Genomic DNA, 16,888 nt, shown 5'->3' on the forward strand with positions numbered 1-16,888 from the left:
CGGCAGGGGCGGCAGAGGCCGTCGGGGAGGGCTTGTGGGGGGCCGGGGCGGCCGCAGTTGGTGCATTCGATGCGGAGGGGTTGGGGTGGGGTGGGGGTGTTGGGTGGGGTGCCTGGGGTGGTGGGCAGTGTGGGTGGGAATTTGTCGGTGAGGCGGTGGCGGAGGAAGGCGACGGGGGAGTCGATCGTGGTGGGGAGTCCTTGGGTGAGTGCGCTGGTGAGGTAGTCGGTGCTTACGCCTCGGGTGAGCCATTCGGTTGCCTGTGGTTCCAGGGTTGTGCAGTCGTGGGCGGAGAGGGCGAGGCGGTGGTCGTTGCGGCCGAGGTGGGCCAGGGCGAGGTAGGCGGGGGAAGGGGCGGCCTCGGAGGGGCTGGCCTTGGCGGGGGCGGTCTTGGCGGGGGTGGCCTTGGAGGGGCTTGGCTCTGTCGGGGTCTCAGCCGGGGCGGGAGGCGTGGGTGCGTCGTACGGCTGTGGGGCCGGGATGCGTTGGTGGGGTACGGCGGTCTGCTCCGGTTCCTGTGGTGCGGCGGGGGACTGTCCCGTACGGGGATTCTTCGGCGGTACGGGCGTGGGTGGTGGTTCCTCCGCCGGAACCCAGGGCGGTGGCGGGGGAGTCGTATCGGGGGCCGGGGCGTCCAGAACGGGGCTGGTGGCTTGGGTGGTGGCGTTTTCGGTGGCGAGGTAGGTGTTCCACCACTCGTTGCCGTGTGCGGTGCGGGACCAGAAGGTGCGGAAGACCCACCGTGTTTCGTCGCCCGCGCCGACCGCGCACCGTACGCGCCGCAGATGCCCGGCGACGGACAGGGCGTTCAGGGCGGTGGAGATCGCCTGTTGCCCGTAGAGCGGGAGCTGCTTGGCCAGGTGCTTCACGCTCATCGCCGCGCCCTCGGGGAGGTGGTCCACGAACCCGGCGACGTACCGCTCGCGCGTCGGGAGGAGGGCGAAGTCGTCGCGTGTACGGGGGCGTTGGTCGGGTGCGGAGCGTTTGCCGTAGCCGGGCTTGGCCATCGGGTACGCGGCGGAGTGTGCGGGGGCGGGCGGGGCAGGGCTAGGGTGCTGGGTAGCCACGGGATCGGCTTTCTAGGGTTTCGATCTTGCGGTCAGACCCCGGCGCTGGTGCGTCCAACACCGTGTCGGGGTCGTTTGGTTCTCGAACCGTAAGCAGCCGTGACTCTGCGCCGCAAGCTGTCACGATTAGTCATACTTCCTTAGCCGTGACGGGGTGGGGAGGTGGGGTGGTTTTCCCCAACCCCCTTCACTTACCTACCGGTTAAAGAAGGCGCTCGAATCCCGGGGCTCGTATCCCGATGCCCGGGTCCCGAGACTCGAGCTTCGGGCCGGGGCCCCCTTCACGTACCCCCGGAAGAGTGAACCGACCACCCCGAAGTTCGGGTCCCGAGTCCCGAATCTCGGGCGCCGAGACCCGGGTCTCGGGAACGAGCGTCCCGAAGTGGTGCGGCCTCGCTCACGCTCGCGGCGAGCGCCGGATGGCCTGCACCAGCCCGGCCGCCAGGTTCGCGCGCTCGGCCATGGCGTCGACGACGACGTACTCGTGGTCGGCATGGGCGCCGCCGCCGACCGCTCCCAGACCGTCGAGCGTCGGCACGCCCAGGGCGGCGGTCAGGTTGCCGTCGCTGCCGCCGCCGACCGCCGCGGCTTCGATCCCGGGCATCAACTGACGGGCCAGTGCGAAGAGTTCAGCAGCTGCCGACTCGGGCATGGGCGGACGCGCTATGGCCCCCTCGACCGTGATCCGCGCCCCGTCGACATGGGGAGCCAGGGCGGCGAAGGCGGCTTCGACGCGTTCCTTCTCCTCGGCCGACTCGACCCGGACGTCGACGACCACGGTCGCCTCGGCCGGTACGACGTTCTCCAGGGTTCCGGCGGACGCCACGGTCGGGGTGACCGTGGTACCCAGCTCGGGGCGGCTGAGCGCAGCGATGTCCAGCACCTGGTGTGCGGCTTCGACGAGGGCGTTGATCCCCGCCTCGGGCTCCAGCCCGGCGTGCGAGGCCCGGCCCGCGATGGTCACTCGGAACGCGCCGCAGCCCTTGCGCGCGGTCTTCAGCGCTCCCCCGTCGGCGGCCCCCTCGAAGACCAGCACCGCACCACAGGCGCGGGCCCGCTCCTCGATCAGGGCCCGGGAGGAGAAGGAGCCGACCTCCTCGTCGGCGGTCACCAGGATCTCGACGCCGGACCGGTCGTCGAGCGCCGCCAGACCGTGGACGGCCTGCACGAGCCCGCCGAGCATGTCGAAGACGCCGGGGCCGGTGGCGTGCCCGTCGGCGACGGCGAACGGGCGGCGGGCGAGGGTGCCGAGCGGGAACACCGTGTCGTGGTGGCCGAGGATCAGGACGCGGGGCTCACCACCGGCCACCCAGTGCACGTGGGGCCCGCCCTCGTTCACGATGAGGACGGCCTGCCCGCCGAGCCGATTCTCGATGACCGTGGCGACGGCTTCGGCGGACACGGCCAAGGCGTCGAGATCGCGCGACGGGGACTCGGTCTCGACGAGCGTGCGGAGGTCTTCGAGCATCGCGTCGGTGCTCACGTCGACGGCTTCGGCCTTGTCATCCCTGGTCACGCGGCCAGCGTACTGGTTACGCGGAGCCTGAGGCCGGACTCCTCCGGGCCCAGGCCTCCTTGATCGTGGGCCGCCTTGATCGTGGGCCGCCTTGATCGTGTCGGGCGGAGCCCCGGGGCGGGAATGGGGCCCCGCGCGTCGTCGGACGCCTCTCGATGCCGAAGCAGTCCGCGAAGCAGTTCGTGCAGCAGTTCGTGGAGCGGCCGGGTCAGTTGCCTGCTTCGCGGGCAGCGTCACGGCCGACCTCGCGCAGCCCCGTCCCTGCCTCCTGCCCCGCGTCCTGTGCCTTCCGCTTCGTGGTCTGAGCCGCGTCCTGTGCCGTGCTCTTCACCGCGTCCACGGCGTCCGCGGCAGGCCCGCGCATGTCCTCCTTGACGTCCTGAGCGACGTCCTGGGCGGTCTGTTTCATGGGCTCGAGAAGGTCGTCGGAGTGTTCGCGGAGCTGCGCGCCGACGCGTTCCTCGGCGTCCGTGGTGGGGAGCAGCGCGGCCGCGAGCATGCCCGCGCCGAAGGCGATGATGCCGGCGGCGACGGGGCTGCCCTGCGTCTGCCGTGTGATCCGGTCGGGGGCCTGGCGTACGGATCGGCCCACCTGGTCGGCGGTCTGCCTGACCGCCTCCCCCGCCTGTTCGGCGGTGTCCGCCACGCCTTGCGTACCTGCGGACGTGGTGTCGCTCGCCGCACCCATCACGCGCTCCTTCACGCGGGTGATCCGCCGCTGCGTGGCGTCCGCCTTGCGCCTGGCGACCTTTCCCGGGGTGACCTTGTCCGCGAGACGGTCCACGTTGTGGGCGAGGTGGGCCCGGGTGTCCTCCACGTCGGACTTCAGCTCGTCGGGTTGCGTGCCCATTGCGCGTCCTCCTTCAGCGTTTCCACAGTGCGTTCGGGCTTGGCGCTGACCGTCTTGAGGCGTTTGCGGCCGACCACGAAGAGAATGGCCCCCACGATCGCCCAGAACCCGGTCACGATCAGCGCGGCCCAGGCCAGGTCGACCACGTGCGCGAGTCCGAAGATGGCCGTCAGGCTGCCCAGGAGCAGCACCAGGTGCCCGGCGTAACCGGAGCCGGCGAGCATGCCCGCCGCCGTGCCCGCCCTGGTCGCGCTCTCCTTGACCTCGGCCTTGGCCAGTTCGATCTCCTCACGCACCAACTGCGTGAGGTCTTCACTGATCTCGCCGACCAGCTCTCCGATGGAAGGGTCCGCCGACGGTGCGCGGGTGGAGCCGGCGGACGGTGCGCCCGGCTGTGCGGTGGTGTGTTCCGAAGATGGTGTGACCACGGCTCGGCTCCCCTCTACGGCTGCTGCCGATCCGGATACGGGTCGCTCACCGGGACCGGCCCTGGTGCGATGCCTCCTCCGTAGGACGGAGTGAGGGGCGGTGAGGACGGCGTCGGGCGGGTGTCCGGGGCTTGCGGCACCTCTTGGCCCGTACCGGCTCGTGGCGTCTCCCGGCCCGTACCTACTTGCTGCGCTTCCCCGCCTGTACCGGCTCGCGGCGCTTCCCGGCCCGTACCGCCGTCCGACGCGCTCGCGGAGCGCCCGGCGCCGCCGTCCGCGGACTTGGCGCCCTTGGCGAGCCGCGCGGTGGCGAAGCCCGCGAGCGCCGCGCCCGCGAGGAAGGCACCGGGGCGGCGGCGGGCGAAGCCCTGAAGATCGCTGAGGAGCCCGTCCGGACCCCTGTGTTCCAGCCGGGAGGCGGCCTGGTGCCCGCGGTCCGCGATCTGCCTCACCGCGCCTGCGGCGGAGGAGTCGCCGTCGCTGTTCCGGCTCATGTCGTGCAGTTCGTCGGCCAGTCGCCGTACGTTGTCCGCCAGGCGCTGCGTCTGCGAGCGCGCCTGTTCCTCCAGCCGGTCCCGCAGCTCGCCCACGACGTCCTGGGCCCGTGCGGTGGCCTCACCCGCGACATCGGCTGCCTGTTCCTTGGCGGTGCCCGCCACGTCACCGGCCTTGTCGGCCACCAGATCGGTGCCCTCACTCGCCTTGTCCCGTGCGGTCTGCGCCGCTGTCGCCGTCGTTCCGCTGTCCGGACGGCTCGAACTCTCGAAGTCGCTCAAAGCTCCTCCTAGGTCGGCCCTGCTTGGAGAGATGTGCCGCGTCGTCCCCATGTCGACGCCTCCCCAATGGTTGCAAATGCGGCGAGCATGCGCGATGTGGGCGAAATGGGGTAACTGGGCCCGCGCCTCGGCCGGTCACGGCGGCTGCACTGGGGGGCGGGGGCGGCGGCGGGGGCGGAGGTCGGCCGGGGTCCGTCACCGCCAGCAGCGGGCGGGTACGGCAGCGGGGGGGTACCTTGTTGCAGGTCACCCATCCCGATCCCGAAGGTTCCGGCTCCGTGGTGTTCCTCGGTCCACGACATCCGGCCCGTACCGCCGCCCCTCCTTCCCACTGACCCGGGCGGGGCACCGGTGCCCCGCCCGGCTCCGGTCCCGGTCCCTGCTCCGGCCCCTGCTCCGGCCCCGGCCCCTGCTCCGGCTCCGGCTCCGGCTCCGTGCGTACCGCCGACGTCCGCAGCAGGCTCCCCGGCCGCTGCTCCGGGTGGCCATGCCCCCTCAAGTCCCTTACGAGCACCGCCAGATGACCGGGTACGCGGTCTCGGGCCCCTCCGGGTCGGGGAGGCCCGTGGCGTAGCCGCCGATGCGGCCGTCGTCGGCGGCGGCGTGCGCCTCCGCCGTGCCCAGCGGGTCCAGGCGCGGCAGCTTGACCATCGTGCCGCCGGTCCACACCTGGGCGGCGCCGCGCTCCTCGCCGGGGTCGGCCCACCGGTTGGGTGCGTAGCCGACGGTCAGGCGGCCGTTCGGGCTGATCGCGGTGAAGTAGCCCTCGGCCCCGAGGCCCGGCAGTCCGGCGACGTCGGTGGGGGGCTGGGTGTAGGGGCGGTCCCAGTAGACCTGGGTGCCCCAGGTGAAGAGGCGGTGGCCCACCACGCGGCCCGCGCGGGAGATGTCGGTGGCCACGGAGGAGTAGCCCTCGTTCGGTGCGGCTTGCGGGAGCAGCGTCCGTGCGTGACCCGGCGTACCGGCCTTCCAGAGGAGCCCGACGCCGACCCACTCGCCCTCGATGTACCGGGTGCCGCCGCCGATGACCGTACCGGCGTTGTTGATGCCGACCGCCGTGAAGGCGCCGCCGTACTCCCCGGTGGCGGTGTCCACCGTGAGGCTGCGGAACACGGTGTTGTTCTTCCAGAGAACCGCGGTGTGGCCGGAGCCGACCCCGGCGATGACACCGGAGTCGTTGACGTCGTGGGCGGCGATGCCACCCGGCAGCAGCCTCACCTTGGCGTTCCCGATACGGAAGCTGAACGCCTGCGTCGCGTTGGTACTCGGGTTGCGGAGCGTGCCGACCATCAGCCCGTGCCGGTTGATCGCCGTGACCTCCCCCGCGAGGTTCCCGGGCGGGATCGGGACGCGGTGGACCTCCGCGCCGGTCCAGTACACCGGAACGTCGGCGCTGGAACCCGCCGAGATGCCGGGGCTGCCCAGCGCCTTGACCACGGCGAAACTGCCCGGGAGGCGGTCGAGGGTCTGGAGGGTGGGGCCGGCACAGGTCCCGAGGGCGGCACGGCCCGTACCGCTCCGGGGCGCGGTCGTGGTCCCGGACGTCGTTGTGGTCCCGGTCCCGGTCCCAGCCGTGGTCCCCGTCGTGGTTGCCGTCCCCGGCCCGGTCCCGGTCGCCGTCGCGGTGGGGCCGGCCGCGACCGTCAGGCCGGCGGCCAGGAGTCCGGCGGCCAGGATGCGCGGGGCCCTCGGGCGCCGGAGCACCGCGCGCTGGGGCGCGTATGCCGGGGGGACGCCCTGGCCGGGTCTTCCTGGAATCATGAAACCTCACGCTCCCGAGTTCGTGGCGGTGGGTGACGTGAGCGGCCCTGGTGGCCCGGCCTCACGCACCGCGTGCGGCCGATTGTGGCCAGGCTCGCCCACCCCCGTACGGCACTTCCGCCCCCACTACGCAGATGTGGCCGCACCCACCCGCCACCCGTACGCAAGCCGCATACGAGCGGCGCATGACTCCACCGTCCAGCGGGCCCCGTCCGGGCCGCCCTCCAGGTGGCAACATGCAGGACATGGAGTCCACGGCGCGCGAGTTCAACCAGAAACCGTCGCAGATCCTTGCCGCACCGACCTCCGACGACGAGATCGGGAGTGCGACTCAAGGGAAGGGACCGTGAGTCTGGTCGTCATCGCCCCTGACGCCCAGCCGTCGCGCTCCCCGTCCCCGGCTCGGCGCGGAGTCGACACCAGGACTGCCGAGGCGCCGCCCCCTCACCGCCGGTACAGCCCCTCGATCTCCTCCGTGAAGTCCCGGGCGATCGCGTCCCGCTTCAGCTTCAGCGACGGCGTCAAGTGCCCCCGTTCCTCCGTGAAGTCCACCGGCAGGACCACGAACTTCCGGATCGACTCCGCGCGCGAGACCAGGCGGTTCGCCTCGTCCACCGCCTTCTGGAGGGACGTGCGCAGCTCCTCGTCGTGGACCAACTCCCGTAGCGGCACGTCCTGTTTCTTCACCATCTGGCGCCAGTGCTGGAGGCCGTCCGGCTCCAGGGTGATCAGGGCCGTGATGTACGAGCGGTTGTCGCCGACCACCATGCACTGGCTGACCAGCGGGTGGGCGCGGAGCCAGTCCTCCAGGGGGGCCGGGGTGACGTTCTTGCCGCCCGACGTGATGATGATGTCCTTCTTGCGGCCCGTGATCGTCAGGTAGCCGTCCTCGTCCAGGGACCCCAGGTCGCCCGTGGGGAACCAGTCGCCGTCCAGGAGGTACGGGACGGGTTCCGCGCGTTCCGTGTCCCAGTAGCCCCGGAACACCTGGCCGCCCCGCAGCAGCACCTCGCCGTCGTCCGCGATGCGTACCGCCGTACCGGGAAGCGGCCAACCCACCGTACCCAGGCGGGGTTTGAGGGGCGGGGTCACCGTGTGGGCCGCCGTCGTCTCCGTGAGGCCGTACCCCTCGAAGATGCCGATGCCCGCGCCCTCGTAGAACGCGGCGAGCCGGCGGCCCAGCGGGGAGCCGCCGCAGATCACGTACCGGACCTTGCCGCCGAGCGCCGCCCGGATACGGCGGTAGACCAGCGGGTCGTACAGGGCGCGGGCCGCGCGCAGGCCGAGGCCCGGCCCGGGGCCCGTGCCGTGTTCGGCGGCCTCGACCGCCTTTCCGTAGCGTTGCGCGATGCGGGCCGCCCGGTCGAACGAGGACGCCCGGCCCATCTTCTCGGCCGTGGCCCGGCCGGTGTTGTAGACCTTCTCCAGCACGTACGGGATGGCGAGGAGGAAGGTCGGGCGGAAGCCCGCCAGGTCCGCCAGCAGGTCGTCCGTCTGGATGGAGGGCGCGTGGCCCAGGCGCACCCTCGCCCGCATGCAGCCGATCGCCACCATCCGGCCGAACACGTGCGAGAGCGGGAGGAAGAGGAGCGTGGAGGCGGGGTCCTTCGACACCGACTTGAAGACCGGGTGGAGCAGTTCTATCGCGTTGTCCACCTCGGCGAAGAAGTTGCCGTGGGTGAGGACGCAGCCCTTGGGGCGGCCCGTCGTCCCCGAGGTGTAGATGAGGGTGGCGGGGCTGTCGGGTTCCAACGTGGCGCGGCGGGCCGCCACCTCCGCGTCCGGGATGTCCTTCCCCAGCGACTTGAGGTGGCCGATCGCCCCCGTGTCGAACTGCCACAGGTGCGCCAGGTCGCCCAGCTGCCTGCGCTCCTGGCTGATCAGCCGGCCCTGCTCCTTCGTCTCGACCGCGCAGGCCACCGCGCCCGAGTCCTGGAGGATCCAACGGGCCTGGAAGGCGGAGGAGGTGGGGTAGATGGGGACCGTCACCAGGCCGGCCGCCCAGGAGGCGAAGTCCAGCAGCGTCCACTCGTACGTCGTCCGGGCCATGATCGCGACCCGGTCCCCCGCCCGCAGCCCCTCCGCCATCAGGCCCTTCGCCACCGCCACCACCTCGGCGGCGAAGTCGGCGGCGGTCACGTCGTGCCAGGTGCCCTCGGCGTCCTTGCGGCTCAGCACCGCGTCGGCCGGGGCCTCGCGGGCGTTGTCGAACGGGATCTCCGCCAGCGAGCCCCGCAGGACGGCGGGCGCGAACGCCGGTACGGAGACCTCCCGGACCCTTCCGTCCGGGCCTCTCGTCTTCGTCGGCTCCACAAGAACCGGTGTGGCGGGGGCAGTTGGCGTTGCGGTTACGGGGGCGGCTGAAGGCGTTGACACGTGCGGCTCCTCGGTGGCGGGGGTCGGGCGGGTCGGGTCGCCGGGTCGTCCCTCCGGCAGGGGTCACGCAGAAGGCGGTCGCATCAGGGGGCAGGGGCGGGTGATCGCGTCAGGGGCAGGGGCAGAGGAAAGGCGGTCGCGTCAGGGGCAGGGCAGGGGCAGGGGGAAGGCAGTCGCCTCGGGGGGCAAGGAAAAGCAGTCGCCTCCGGGCTCGGGGGAAAGCAGTCGCCTCGGAGTCAAGCGGCGGCGACCGCATCAACGGGCAGGGGAAGAGCCGTCGCGTCACGGGCGTTCCAGGATCGCCGTCACCCCCTGGCCGCCCGCCGCGCAGATCGAGATCAGCCCCCGCCCCGGGGCCTCCCGTTCCGCCAGCAGCTTGGCCAACGTTGCGACGATCCGGGCGCCCGTGGCGGCGAAGGGGTGGCCGGTGGCCAGCGAGGAGCCGGCCACGTTCAGGCGGGTCCGGTCCAGCGGGGCCAGGCCCTGCTTCTCCCAGGCGGCGAGGGTGGCCAGCACCTGGGAGGCGAACGCCTCGTGGATCTCGTACAGGTCGAAGTCCTCGATCCCCAGGCCCGCTCGCTCCAGCAGGCGCGGCACCGCGTACGCCGGGGCCATGAGGAGGCCGTCGTCGCCGTCCACGTGGTCGACGGCCGCCGTCTCGTAGAGGGTGAGGTAGGCGAGGGGGCGATGACCGTGCTCCCGCGCCCACTCCTCGCTCGCCAGCAGGACCGTCGCCGCGCCGTCCGTGAGGGGGGTGGAGTTGCCCGCCGTCATCGTCGCCGTCTCGGGGCGGTCCGTCCCGAACACCGGCTTCAGCTTGGCCAGTTGCTCGGGTGTGGAGGTGGGGCGGAGGTTCTGGTCGCGGGTCAGGCCCCGGTACGGGACGACGAGGTCGTCCAGGAAGCCACGTTCGTACGCCGCCGCCAGGCGCTGGTGGCTCGTGGCCGCCAGGTGGTCCTGGTCCTCACGGCTGACCGACCAGTCGCGGGCGGTGCGGGCCGCGTGTTCGCCCATGGAGAGGCCCGTGCGGGGTTCGGCGTTGCGCGGGATGTCCGGGACGAGGTGGCGGGGGCGTACGGCGGACAGGGCCTTGACGCGGGCGCCCGTCGTCCTGGCGCGGCGGGCGGCGAGCAGGATGTGGCGCAGGTCGTCGTTGACGCCGAGCGGGGCGTCGCTCGCGGTGTCGGAGCCGCCCGCGATGGCCGAGTCCACCGCCCCGAGCGCGATCTTGTTGGCGGCGGCGATCACGGCCTGGAGGCCCGTACCGCAGGCCTGTTGGATGTCGTACGCCGGTGTGCGCGGGTCCAGCGCGGAGCCGAGGACGGTCTCGCGGGCCAGGTTGAAGTCGCGGCTGTGCTTGAGGACCGCGCCCGCCACGAACTCGCCGACCCGCTGCCCCGCGAGGCCATACCGCTCCACGAGCCCGCCGAGCGCGGCCGTGAGCAGGTCCTGGTTGGAGGCGGTCGCGTACGGGCCGTCCGAGCGGGCGAAGGGGGTGCGGCTGCCGCCGATGACCGCGACGCGGCGCGGGCGGGGCAGGGCGAGGGGGATCGGCCGGGGCTCCTTCGTCATGGTGACCAGCCCCTCCCTGCCGGGTTCGTCTCGGTCGGTCCGGGATCGTGCATCTCGACCAGCTCCTGACTCTTAAGTAACCTTACTCTGGAGTAAATCTACGACCGAGCAGGGAGTCAGGACAATGGCCGATCGCTATCTGCACCTCACCGGCACAGCCCCCGGCCGCTTCCTCACCCGCCGGCTCGGCCTGCCGCAGCCCGCCCCGCTGCGCCGCTGGACCCTGGAGACCCCGCGCCTGGAGGGGCCGCTGCTGCACCTGACGGCGGGGACGTCGGCGGCCACGGAGGTCGCGGACGTGCTGGCCGGGGCCGGGCTCCCGGTGGCCGAGCGCGCCGACCGGCCCGCCGCGATCGTCCTCGACGCCACCGGGGTCGCCACCGCCGCCGGGCTCGGTGACGTCCACGCCGCCCTGCACCCCGTCGTCCGCTCCCTCGCCCCGGGCGGACGGATCGTCGTCCTCGGTACGGTGCCGTCCCCCGACGACCACCACCAGGCCGCCGCCCAACAGGCCCTGGAGGGGTTCGTCCGGTCGCTGGGCAAGGAGATCGGGCGCGGGTCCACCGTCCAGCTGGTGCGGATCCCGGCCGGCGGAACGGCCCAGGCCGCCGGGTCCACCCTCCGCTTCCTGCTCTCCCCCCGCTCCGCCTACGTCAGCGGCCAGGTCATCGAGCTCACCACCGCCACCCCCGACCCCGTCGCCGACCGGGCCGCCCCCCTCACCGGCCGCACCGCCCTGGTCACCGGGTCCGCCCGGGGCATCGGCGCGGCCGTCGCCTCGGTGCTGGCCCGCGACGGGGCGCGGGTGATCGCCCTGGACGTTCCGCAGGCCCAGGGCGAGTTGGTACGCACCGCCGACCGCCTCGGCGCCACCGCGCTCCCGCTGGACATCACCGCGCCCGACGCCGCCGACCGCATCGCCGCGGCGGCGCCGGACGGGCTCTCCGTCCTCGTCCACAACGCCGGCATCACCCGCGACCGCCGCCTCGCCAACATGCCCGCCGACCGCTGGGCCTCGGTGATCGAGGTCAACCTGGACAGCGTCCTGCGCACCACCGACGCACTCCTCAAGGCGGGTGCCGTCACGCGCGGCGGGCGGATCGTCGCCACCGCCTCCATCGCGGGCATCGCCGGCAACACCGGGCAGACCAACTACGCTGCCGGCAAGGCCGGGATCATCGGCCTCGTCCGCTCGCTGGGGCCACGCGCCGCCGCCGACCACGGCGTCACGGTCAACGCGGTCGCGCCCGGCTTCATCGAGACGAAGATGACGGCGGCCGTACCCTTCTTCATCCGTGAGGCGGGCCGCCGCATGAACTCCCTCTCCCAGGGCGGCCTTCCGGTCGACGTCGCCGAGGCCGTCGCCTGGTTCGCCCAGCCCGACTCCACCGCCGTCAACGGCCAGGTGCTGCGGGTCTGCGGCCAGAGCCTGCTGGGAGCGTGAGCGCGATGACCGGACTGAACGCCTCCCTCGTCCGCGGGGCCGTCACCTCCCCGTTCAGGCACGCCGGCCGGCCGGGCGCCACCCTGCCCACCGACCGCCTCACCCTCCCGGCGGCCCCCGCCGCGCCCGGCCCCCTGGCCGCGTACCGCCGGATCTGCCACTTCCCGCCGACCGTCTCCGGGCCGCTCCCGCTCACGTACCCCCATGTCCTGGGCTTCCCGCTCGCCATGCGGCTGATGACCGGGCGGGGCTTCCCGCTGCCGGTCGTCGGGCTCGTCCACACCTGGATCGAGGTAGGCGGCCACCGGGCGGTGCGGCCCGGCGAAGCGCTCGAACTCACGGTGTACGCCGAGGAGTTGACGCCCCACCGGCGCGGCACCGAGGTCACCATGGTGACCGAGGCGCGGGTGGGCGGGGAGCTGGTGTGGGAGTCGCGCAGCGGCTACCTGTCACGGCACGCGACGAAGGCGGGTGCGGGGGCGGAGGAGAACGGGGAAGCGGAGGCGGCCGGGAAGAGCGAGGAGAGGTCTCCGGACCCCGCGCTGCCCGCCGGCGCCGAGTGTTCGACCCCCGCGCTGCCCGCCGGCACCGAGTGTTCGCCCCTCGCCCTGCCCGCCGTCGCCGAGTGGCGGCTGCCCGCCGGTCTCGGGCGGCGGTACGGAGCCGTCTCCGGCGACCGTAACCCCATCCACCTCCACCCCCTGACCGCCCGCCTCTTCGGCTTCCCCCGGGCCATCGCGCACGGCATGTGGACGGTGGCCCGCTGCCTGGCCGAGGCCGACGGACAGGGCGGCGGCATCCGTACCGTACGGGCCGAGTTCGAGGCCCCCGTCCTGCTGCCCGCCACCGTGACGTACGCGGCCGACCCGGCGGGAGAGGCCTTCGCCCTGCGGAGCGGGAGCGGGCGCGTGCACCTCACCGGGGTGGTGACCCGGGGCTTCTGAGCCGCCGGGGGCCCCGCACCGGCCTCGCTCCCTACACTGGCCGCCATGGCATGCCGCATCAGTGAACTGGTCATCGAAGCCGCGGACCCCGAGCGGCTCGCCGCCTTCTGGAGCGAGGTCCTCGGCTACGTCGAACTCGGCCGGGAGGACGACGGATCCATCGAGATCGGGCCGCCCGGCGTCGGCTTCGGCGGCCCGCAGCCCACCGTCGTCCTGAGCCCCAACAGCGAGCCGCGGACCGGGAAGGTCCGGCTGCACATCGACGTCAACGCCACCGACCGCGACCAGGACGCCGAGCTGGAGAGGCTCCTCGCCCTCGGCGCCGGACCCGCCGACGTCGGCCAGACCGGCACCGAGAGCTGGCACGTCCTGGCCGACCCGGAAGGCAACGAGTTCTGCCTCCTGCGCCCCCGCATCCAGCCGCTCTGACCCCGTACGCCGCTCCGCGGGGCTACGAGGCGTCCGCCGGAGGCTGCCAGGGGCGGGCGTGCATCAGGTTCTCCAGGCCCGCCCAGGCGAAGTTCATCAGCGTCGCCGCCGCCTCCTTCGCCGAGACGTCCGGGGTGTCGTTGGCCCAGCCCGCCAGCGACTCGGCGGCCCCCACCAGGGCCTGCGCGAGGCCCGCCACGTCCCGGTCCGCGAGGGCGGGATCGCGGTGCGCCTCGCGGGCGGCAGCGCCGATCAGGCCCGTCACGAACGCAACGATCTCGTCGCGCATCACCATGACCTCGCCGACGAACGGCTCCCCGTGCGAGCGGGCCTGGCGGTGCAACACCGCCCAGCCGTCCGGGTTCTCGGCGGTGTGGGTGAAGAACGCCCGCAGCCCCGACCAGAGTTGGCCGTCGGCGGGCAGCTCCGGGTCCACCCCGGCCCGCACCGCCTCCACCAGGGCCTTCGCCTCGCGCCGGATGCAGGCGGAGAAGAGGTCCTCCTTGGAGTTCAGGTAGAGGTAGACCAACGGCTTGGAGACGCCGGCCAGCTCCGCGATCTCGTCCATCGAGGTGGCCCGGTAACCGCGCTGACCGAAGGTCTGCACCGCGGCGTCCATCATCTGCCGCTCACGCACGGCGCGTGGCATCCGTTTGCTCTTCACAGCACCCACGTCCGACTCCCTCCCGCCCCACGGTCCTGCTCCCCGGCCCAAGGGTACGGCGGGCCGGGCCGGGCCGCTCACACGACCTGACGCGAAGGCGCCCTCGGACGCGAGAGCGCCCCCGGTCCACCTCGCGAGGGGGAGGACCAGGGGCGCTCAGGGCCGTACGGGCCGGCGGGGCCGCTAGGCGTTGACCGGAACCGCGGACCGCCGTTCCTTGTCGTCGCTCCCGTCCCGGTCGGCGGTGTCGTCGTCGGACGGGCCGAACGCGTCGATCGGGGAGGACGAGGGCGAGTTGTACTTGCCGTGGTCGAGGATCTTCTCGCGGGCCGCGACGATGACCGGGACCACCGCCTGGCCGGTCACGTTGGCGGCGGTGCGGATCATGTCCACGATCGGGTCGATGGCCATCAGCAGGCCGACACCCTCCAGCGGGAGGCCCAGCGTGGAGAGGGTCAGGGTCAGCATGACCGTCGCGCCGGTGAGACCGGCGGTGGCCGCCGAGCCGATCACCGAGACGAAGGCGATGAGGATGTAGTCACCGATGCCCAGCTGGACGTCGAAGATCTGGGCGATGAAGATCGCCGCCAGCGCCGGGTAGATCGCGGCGCAGCCGTCCATCTTCGTGGTCGCGCCGAACGGGACGGCGAAGGAGGTGTACTCCTTCGGAACGCCGAGGCGCTCGGTGACCCGCTGGGTGACCGGCATGGTGCCGACCGAGGAGCGGGAGACGAAGGCGAGCTGGATCGCGGGCCAGGCGCCCTTGAAGAACTGCAGCGGGCTGACCTTGGCGACGGTGGCCAGGAGCAGCGGGTAGACGCCGAACATCACCAGGAGGCAGCCGATGTAGACGTCGGCGGTGAACGTCGCGTACTTGCCGATCAGCTCCCAGCCGTAGTCGGCGATCGCGTAGCCGATGAGGCCGACGGTGCCGATCGGGGCGAGGCGGATGACCCACCACAGGGCCTTCTGGAGCAGCTCCAGGATCGACTGGCTGAGCGTCAGGATCGGCTGGGCCTTGTCGCCGAGCTTGAGGGCCGCGATACCGGCGACGGCCGCCATGAAGACGATCTGGAGCACGTTGAGATCGGTGAACGGCGTGATCACGTTGCTCGGGATGATGCCGGTCAGGAAGTCGATCCAGCTGCCGGTGCGCGAGGGCAGCTCGCCGTCCTTCGGCGTCAGGCCGGTGCCGGCGCCGGGGTTGGTCACCAGGCCGATGATGAGGCCGATGGCGACCGCGATCAGCGACGTGATCATGAACCAGAGCAGGGTGCTGGTCGCCAGCCGGGCGGCGTTGTTGACCTTGCGCAGGTTGGTGATCGACACCAGGATCGCGAAGAAGACCAGCGGGGCGACGGCCAGCTTCAGCAGCTGGACGAAGATCGAGCCGACCTGGTCGAGCGTGGTGACGAGCCATGAGGCGTCCTGGCTGCGGGCGATCCAGCCGAGCAGGACACCGAGGACCAGACCGGCGACGATCTGGGCCCAGAAGGGGAACTTGGGTATACGGGAACCGGGGCCGGAGCCGGTGGACGGCTGCTCGGCCTCGGGGGCGGCGGACGCGGAATTCGCGGACACGGACACACTCCAGTGGGGACGCATCGGGACGTACGAGGACAGACGTACGGACGTGCGGTGGAACGGGGACGGGATCGCGGCGCCCGCGTCAGGGGCGGCGCCGCTGCATGATGCCGTATCAGACGTTGCGGCAACAGACCGCGGACATACAGCGGCAGAGATCGACATGCAGGCGCGCCACGAGCGGGATGCTCGCGGCATGACGGAGGCGCACTGCTGTCTTCATGTCCAATACGTTAACACTCCGGCTTTGAGGTCCCCAAAGCCTTTCTTTGAGCGTGAGAGATGGGGCAAAGGCCATGGGAGGGGAGGCAAACCCCCTCCCGGCGCCCTGGAAACGCCGAAACCCCAGTGCTGGAGCGCTCGGCTCCGGCCTGGGGTCCCGGGGGAAGGTTCACGGGGCGCGGCCCGCGAGGGGCGCGCGTGTGAGGAAGCTTACTGAACGGCGTCCTCACGGGTGCGGTTGGCGTCGAGGCGCGCCTTGGTCCGGTCGACCGTGGAGACGATCTGCGCGGACATCTCGTCGCGCTGCTTGCGCAGCAGTACGTAGCTGAGCGGGGCGGAGAGGAGGAGGCCGAGCAGGACCACCCAGACCATGTTGGAGCCGCCGAGGCCGGCGGGCACCAGGCCGAAGTGGACGGCGACACCGGCGACGAAGAAGCAGCCGACGAAGATCAACAGGCGCAACGCCGTGTACCGGATCATTGCGCTCGGCTTGGCAGCGGACACAGCAGGCCCTCTCTTCTCATGAACTCTCGACCGAACTCTCGACACAGTCCTGCCCGTCCAGTGAAGCATGGCCCGAATTCTCAGGGTTCAGGGGGTTCCCGGGCGCCCTTGCCGCCGGGCGCCCTTCTCCCGAGGTGGCCTTGTCGCGGGGTGACCTTCTCGCGGCACCGCGCTTCTCCCGGTACGGACGGCCGCCCGCGGCTCAGACGGCCGCCGGGCCGAGCGGGAGCAGCATGACGATGTCGTCGCGGTCGTCGCCCGGGGCGACCCGGATGCCGCCCGGGACCCGGCCGACCTCCTTGTAGCCGCAGGCGGCGTAGAAGCGGTCGGCGCCGGTGCCGCCGCGGCAGGTGAGGCGGATCGCCTCGATGCCGTCGATGGAGCGGGCCGCGTCGGCGGCGGCGGCCATGAGGTCGCGGCCGTACCCCTTGCCCTGGTGGCGGGGGTGGACCATGACGGTGTAGAGCCAGAGCCAGTGGTTCATCAGCCGGTGGTCGTTGAGGGTGAGGAAGGCGGTGGCGGCGACCGCGCCGCCCTCGTCGCGGCCGACGAGCAGCCGGGCGCGGCCCTGCTCGATGGCGAGAAGGTGCTTGAGCAGGTCGGGCCGGACCTCGTCGGCCGTGACGGGCGGGACGAATCCGACGGCGCCGCCGGCGTTGGTGACATCGGCCCACAGGGCGGTGATGCCGTCGCGCAGGGCGGGCGAGAACGCGGGATCCAGCTCGAAGGTAAGTGCCATAGGGTCACATTA

Annotated in this window: 15 protein-coding genes; 3 read left to right on the plus strand and 12 right to left on the minus strand. The window is 72.4% G+C overall.

Annotated features, from left to right (window positions below):
* The 8 genes from AB0917_RS07515 to AB0917_RS07550 form a co-directional block, all read right to left on the minus strand.
* The coding region (locus AB0917_RS07515) for a MarR family transcriptional regulator (RefSeq protein ID WP_366818546.1) at window positions 1-1,007 on the minus strand (1,007 nt) is incomplete at its 3' end.
* Window positions 1,008-1,464: 457 nt separating this feature from the next.
* Complete coding sequence (locus tag AB0917_RS07520) at window positions 1,465-2,535, minus strand: M20 family metallopeptidase (RefSeq protein ID WP_366818613.1); 1,071 nt, start codon at window positions 2,533-2,535, stop codon at window positions 1,465-1,467.
* A 256-nt stretch (window positions 2,536-2,791) separates the two neighbouring features.
* Window positions 2,792-3,433, minus strand: coding sequence for a DUF3618 domain-containing protein (locus tag AB0917_RS07525; protein ID WP_366818547.1), 642 nt, complete (start codon window positions 3,431-3,433; stop codon window positions 2,792-2,794).
* Window positions 3,409-3,861 (minus strand): phage holin family protein, encoded by a 453-nt coding sequence (locus tag AB0917_RS07530; protein WP_366818548.1) that lies wholly within the window; start codon window positions 3,859-3,861, stop codon window positions 3,409-3,411. The genes AB0917_RS07525 and AB0917_RS07530 overlap by 25 nt, the downstream gene beginning before the upstream one ends.
* Before the next feature lie 14 nt (window positions 3,862-3,875).
* On the minus strand, window positions 3,876-4,637 hold the full coding sequence (locus AB0917_RS07535) for a hypothetical protein (RefSeq protein ID WP_366818549.1): 762 nt from the start codon (window positions 4,635-4,637) through the stop codon (window positions 3,876-3,878).
* A 504-nt stretch (window positions 4,638-5,141) separates the two neighbouring features.
* Complete coding sequence (locus tag AB0917_RS07540; protein WP_366818550.1) at window positions 5,142-6,398, minus strand: hypothetical protein; 1,257 nt, start codon at window positions 6,396-6,398, stop codon at window positions 5,142-5,144.
* A gap of 444 nt (window positions 6,399-6,842) precedes the next feature.
* Window positions 6,843-8,774, minus strand: a complete 1,932-nt coding sequence (locus AB0917_RS07545) for an AMP-dependent synthetase/ligase (protein ID WP_366818551.1) — start codon at window positions 8,772-8,774, stop codon at window positions 6,843-6,845.
* Between the two features lie 282 nt (window positions 8,775-9,056).
* Window positions 9,057-10,346, minus strand: a complete 1,290-nt coding sequence (locus AB0917_RS07550; RefSeq protein WP_366818552.1) for an acetyl-CoA C-acetyltransferase — start codon at window positions 10,344-10,346, stop codon at window positions 9,057-9,059.
* 124 nt (window positions 10,347-10,470) lie between these two features.
* Here AB0917_RS07550 and AB0917_RS07555 point away from each other — a divergent pair, with 124 nt between their 5' ends.
* The 3 genes from AB0917_RS07555 to AB0917_RS07565 are packed head-to-tail and all read left to right on the plus strand — an operon-like array spanning window position 10,471 to window position 13,163.
* On the plus strand, window positions 10,471-11,790 hold the full coding sequence (locus AB0917_RS07555) for a 3-oxoacyl-ACP reductase (RefSeq protein WP_366818553.1): 1,320 nt from the start codon (window positions 10,471-10,473) through the stop codon (window positions 11,788-11,790).
* 5 nt (window positions 11,791-11,795) lie between these two features.
* Window positions 11,796-12,734, plus strand: coding sequence for a MaoC/PaaZ C-terminal domain-containing protein (locus tag AB0917_RS07560; RefSeq protein WP_366818554.1), 939 nt, complete (start codon window positions 11,796-11,798; stop codon window positions 12,732-12,734).
* A gap of 45 nt (window positions 12,735-12,779) precedes the next feature.
* Complete coding sequence (locus AB0917_RS07565; RefSeq protein ID WP_366818555.1) at window positions 12,780-13,163, plus strand: VOC family protein; 384 nt, start codon at window positions 12,780-12,782, stop codon at window positions 13,161-13,163.
* 22 nt (window positions 13,164-13,185) lie between these two features.
* Here the strand turns inward: AB0917_RS07565 and AB0917_RS07570 are convergent, their stop codons facing one another.
* The 4 genes from AB0917_RS07570 to AB0917_RS07585 all read right to left on the minus strand — a co-directional run bounded on the left by AB0917_RS07570 (window position 13,186) and on the right by AB0917_RS07585 (window position 16,876).
* Window positions 13,186-13,836: a TetR/AcrR family transcriptional regulator gene (locus AB0917_RS07570; protein ID WP_366818556.1), complete on the minus strand. Its 651-nt coding sequence runs from the start codon at window positions 13,834-13,836 to the stop codon at window positions 13,186-13,188.
* Window positions 13,837-14,010: 174 nt separating this feature from the next.
* Window positions 14,011-15,408 (minus strand): dicarboxylate/amino acid:cation symporter, encoded by a 1,398-nt coding sequence (locus tag AB0917_RS07575; RefSeq protein ID WP_366818558.1) that lies wholly within the window; start codon window positions 15,406-15,408, stop codon window positions 14,011-14,013.
* Window positions 15,409-15,843: 435 nt separating this feature from the next.
* Entirely contained in the window at window positions 15,844-16,113 is a 270-nt protein-coding gene (locus AB0917_RS07580) for a DUF4229 domain-containing protein (RefSeq protein ID WP_366818559.1), read from the minus strand.
* A gap of 226 nt (window positions 16,114-16,339) precedes the next feature.
* Window positions 16,340-16,876 (minus strand): GNAT family N-acetyltransferase, encoded by a 537-nt coding sequence (locus AB0917_RS07585; protein ID WP_366818560.1) that lies wholly within the window; start codon window positions 16,874-16,876, stop codon window positions 16,340-16,342.
* Window positions 16,877-16,888 lie beyond the last annotated feature (12 nt).

Origin of the sequence: Streptomyces sp. NPDC007346, from assembly GCF_040703535.1 — a bacterium.
Classification (GTDB): Bacteria; Actinomycetota; Actinomycetes; order Streptomycetales; family Streptomycetaceae; genus Streptomyces.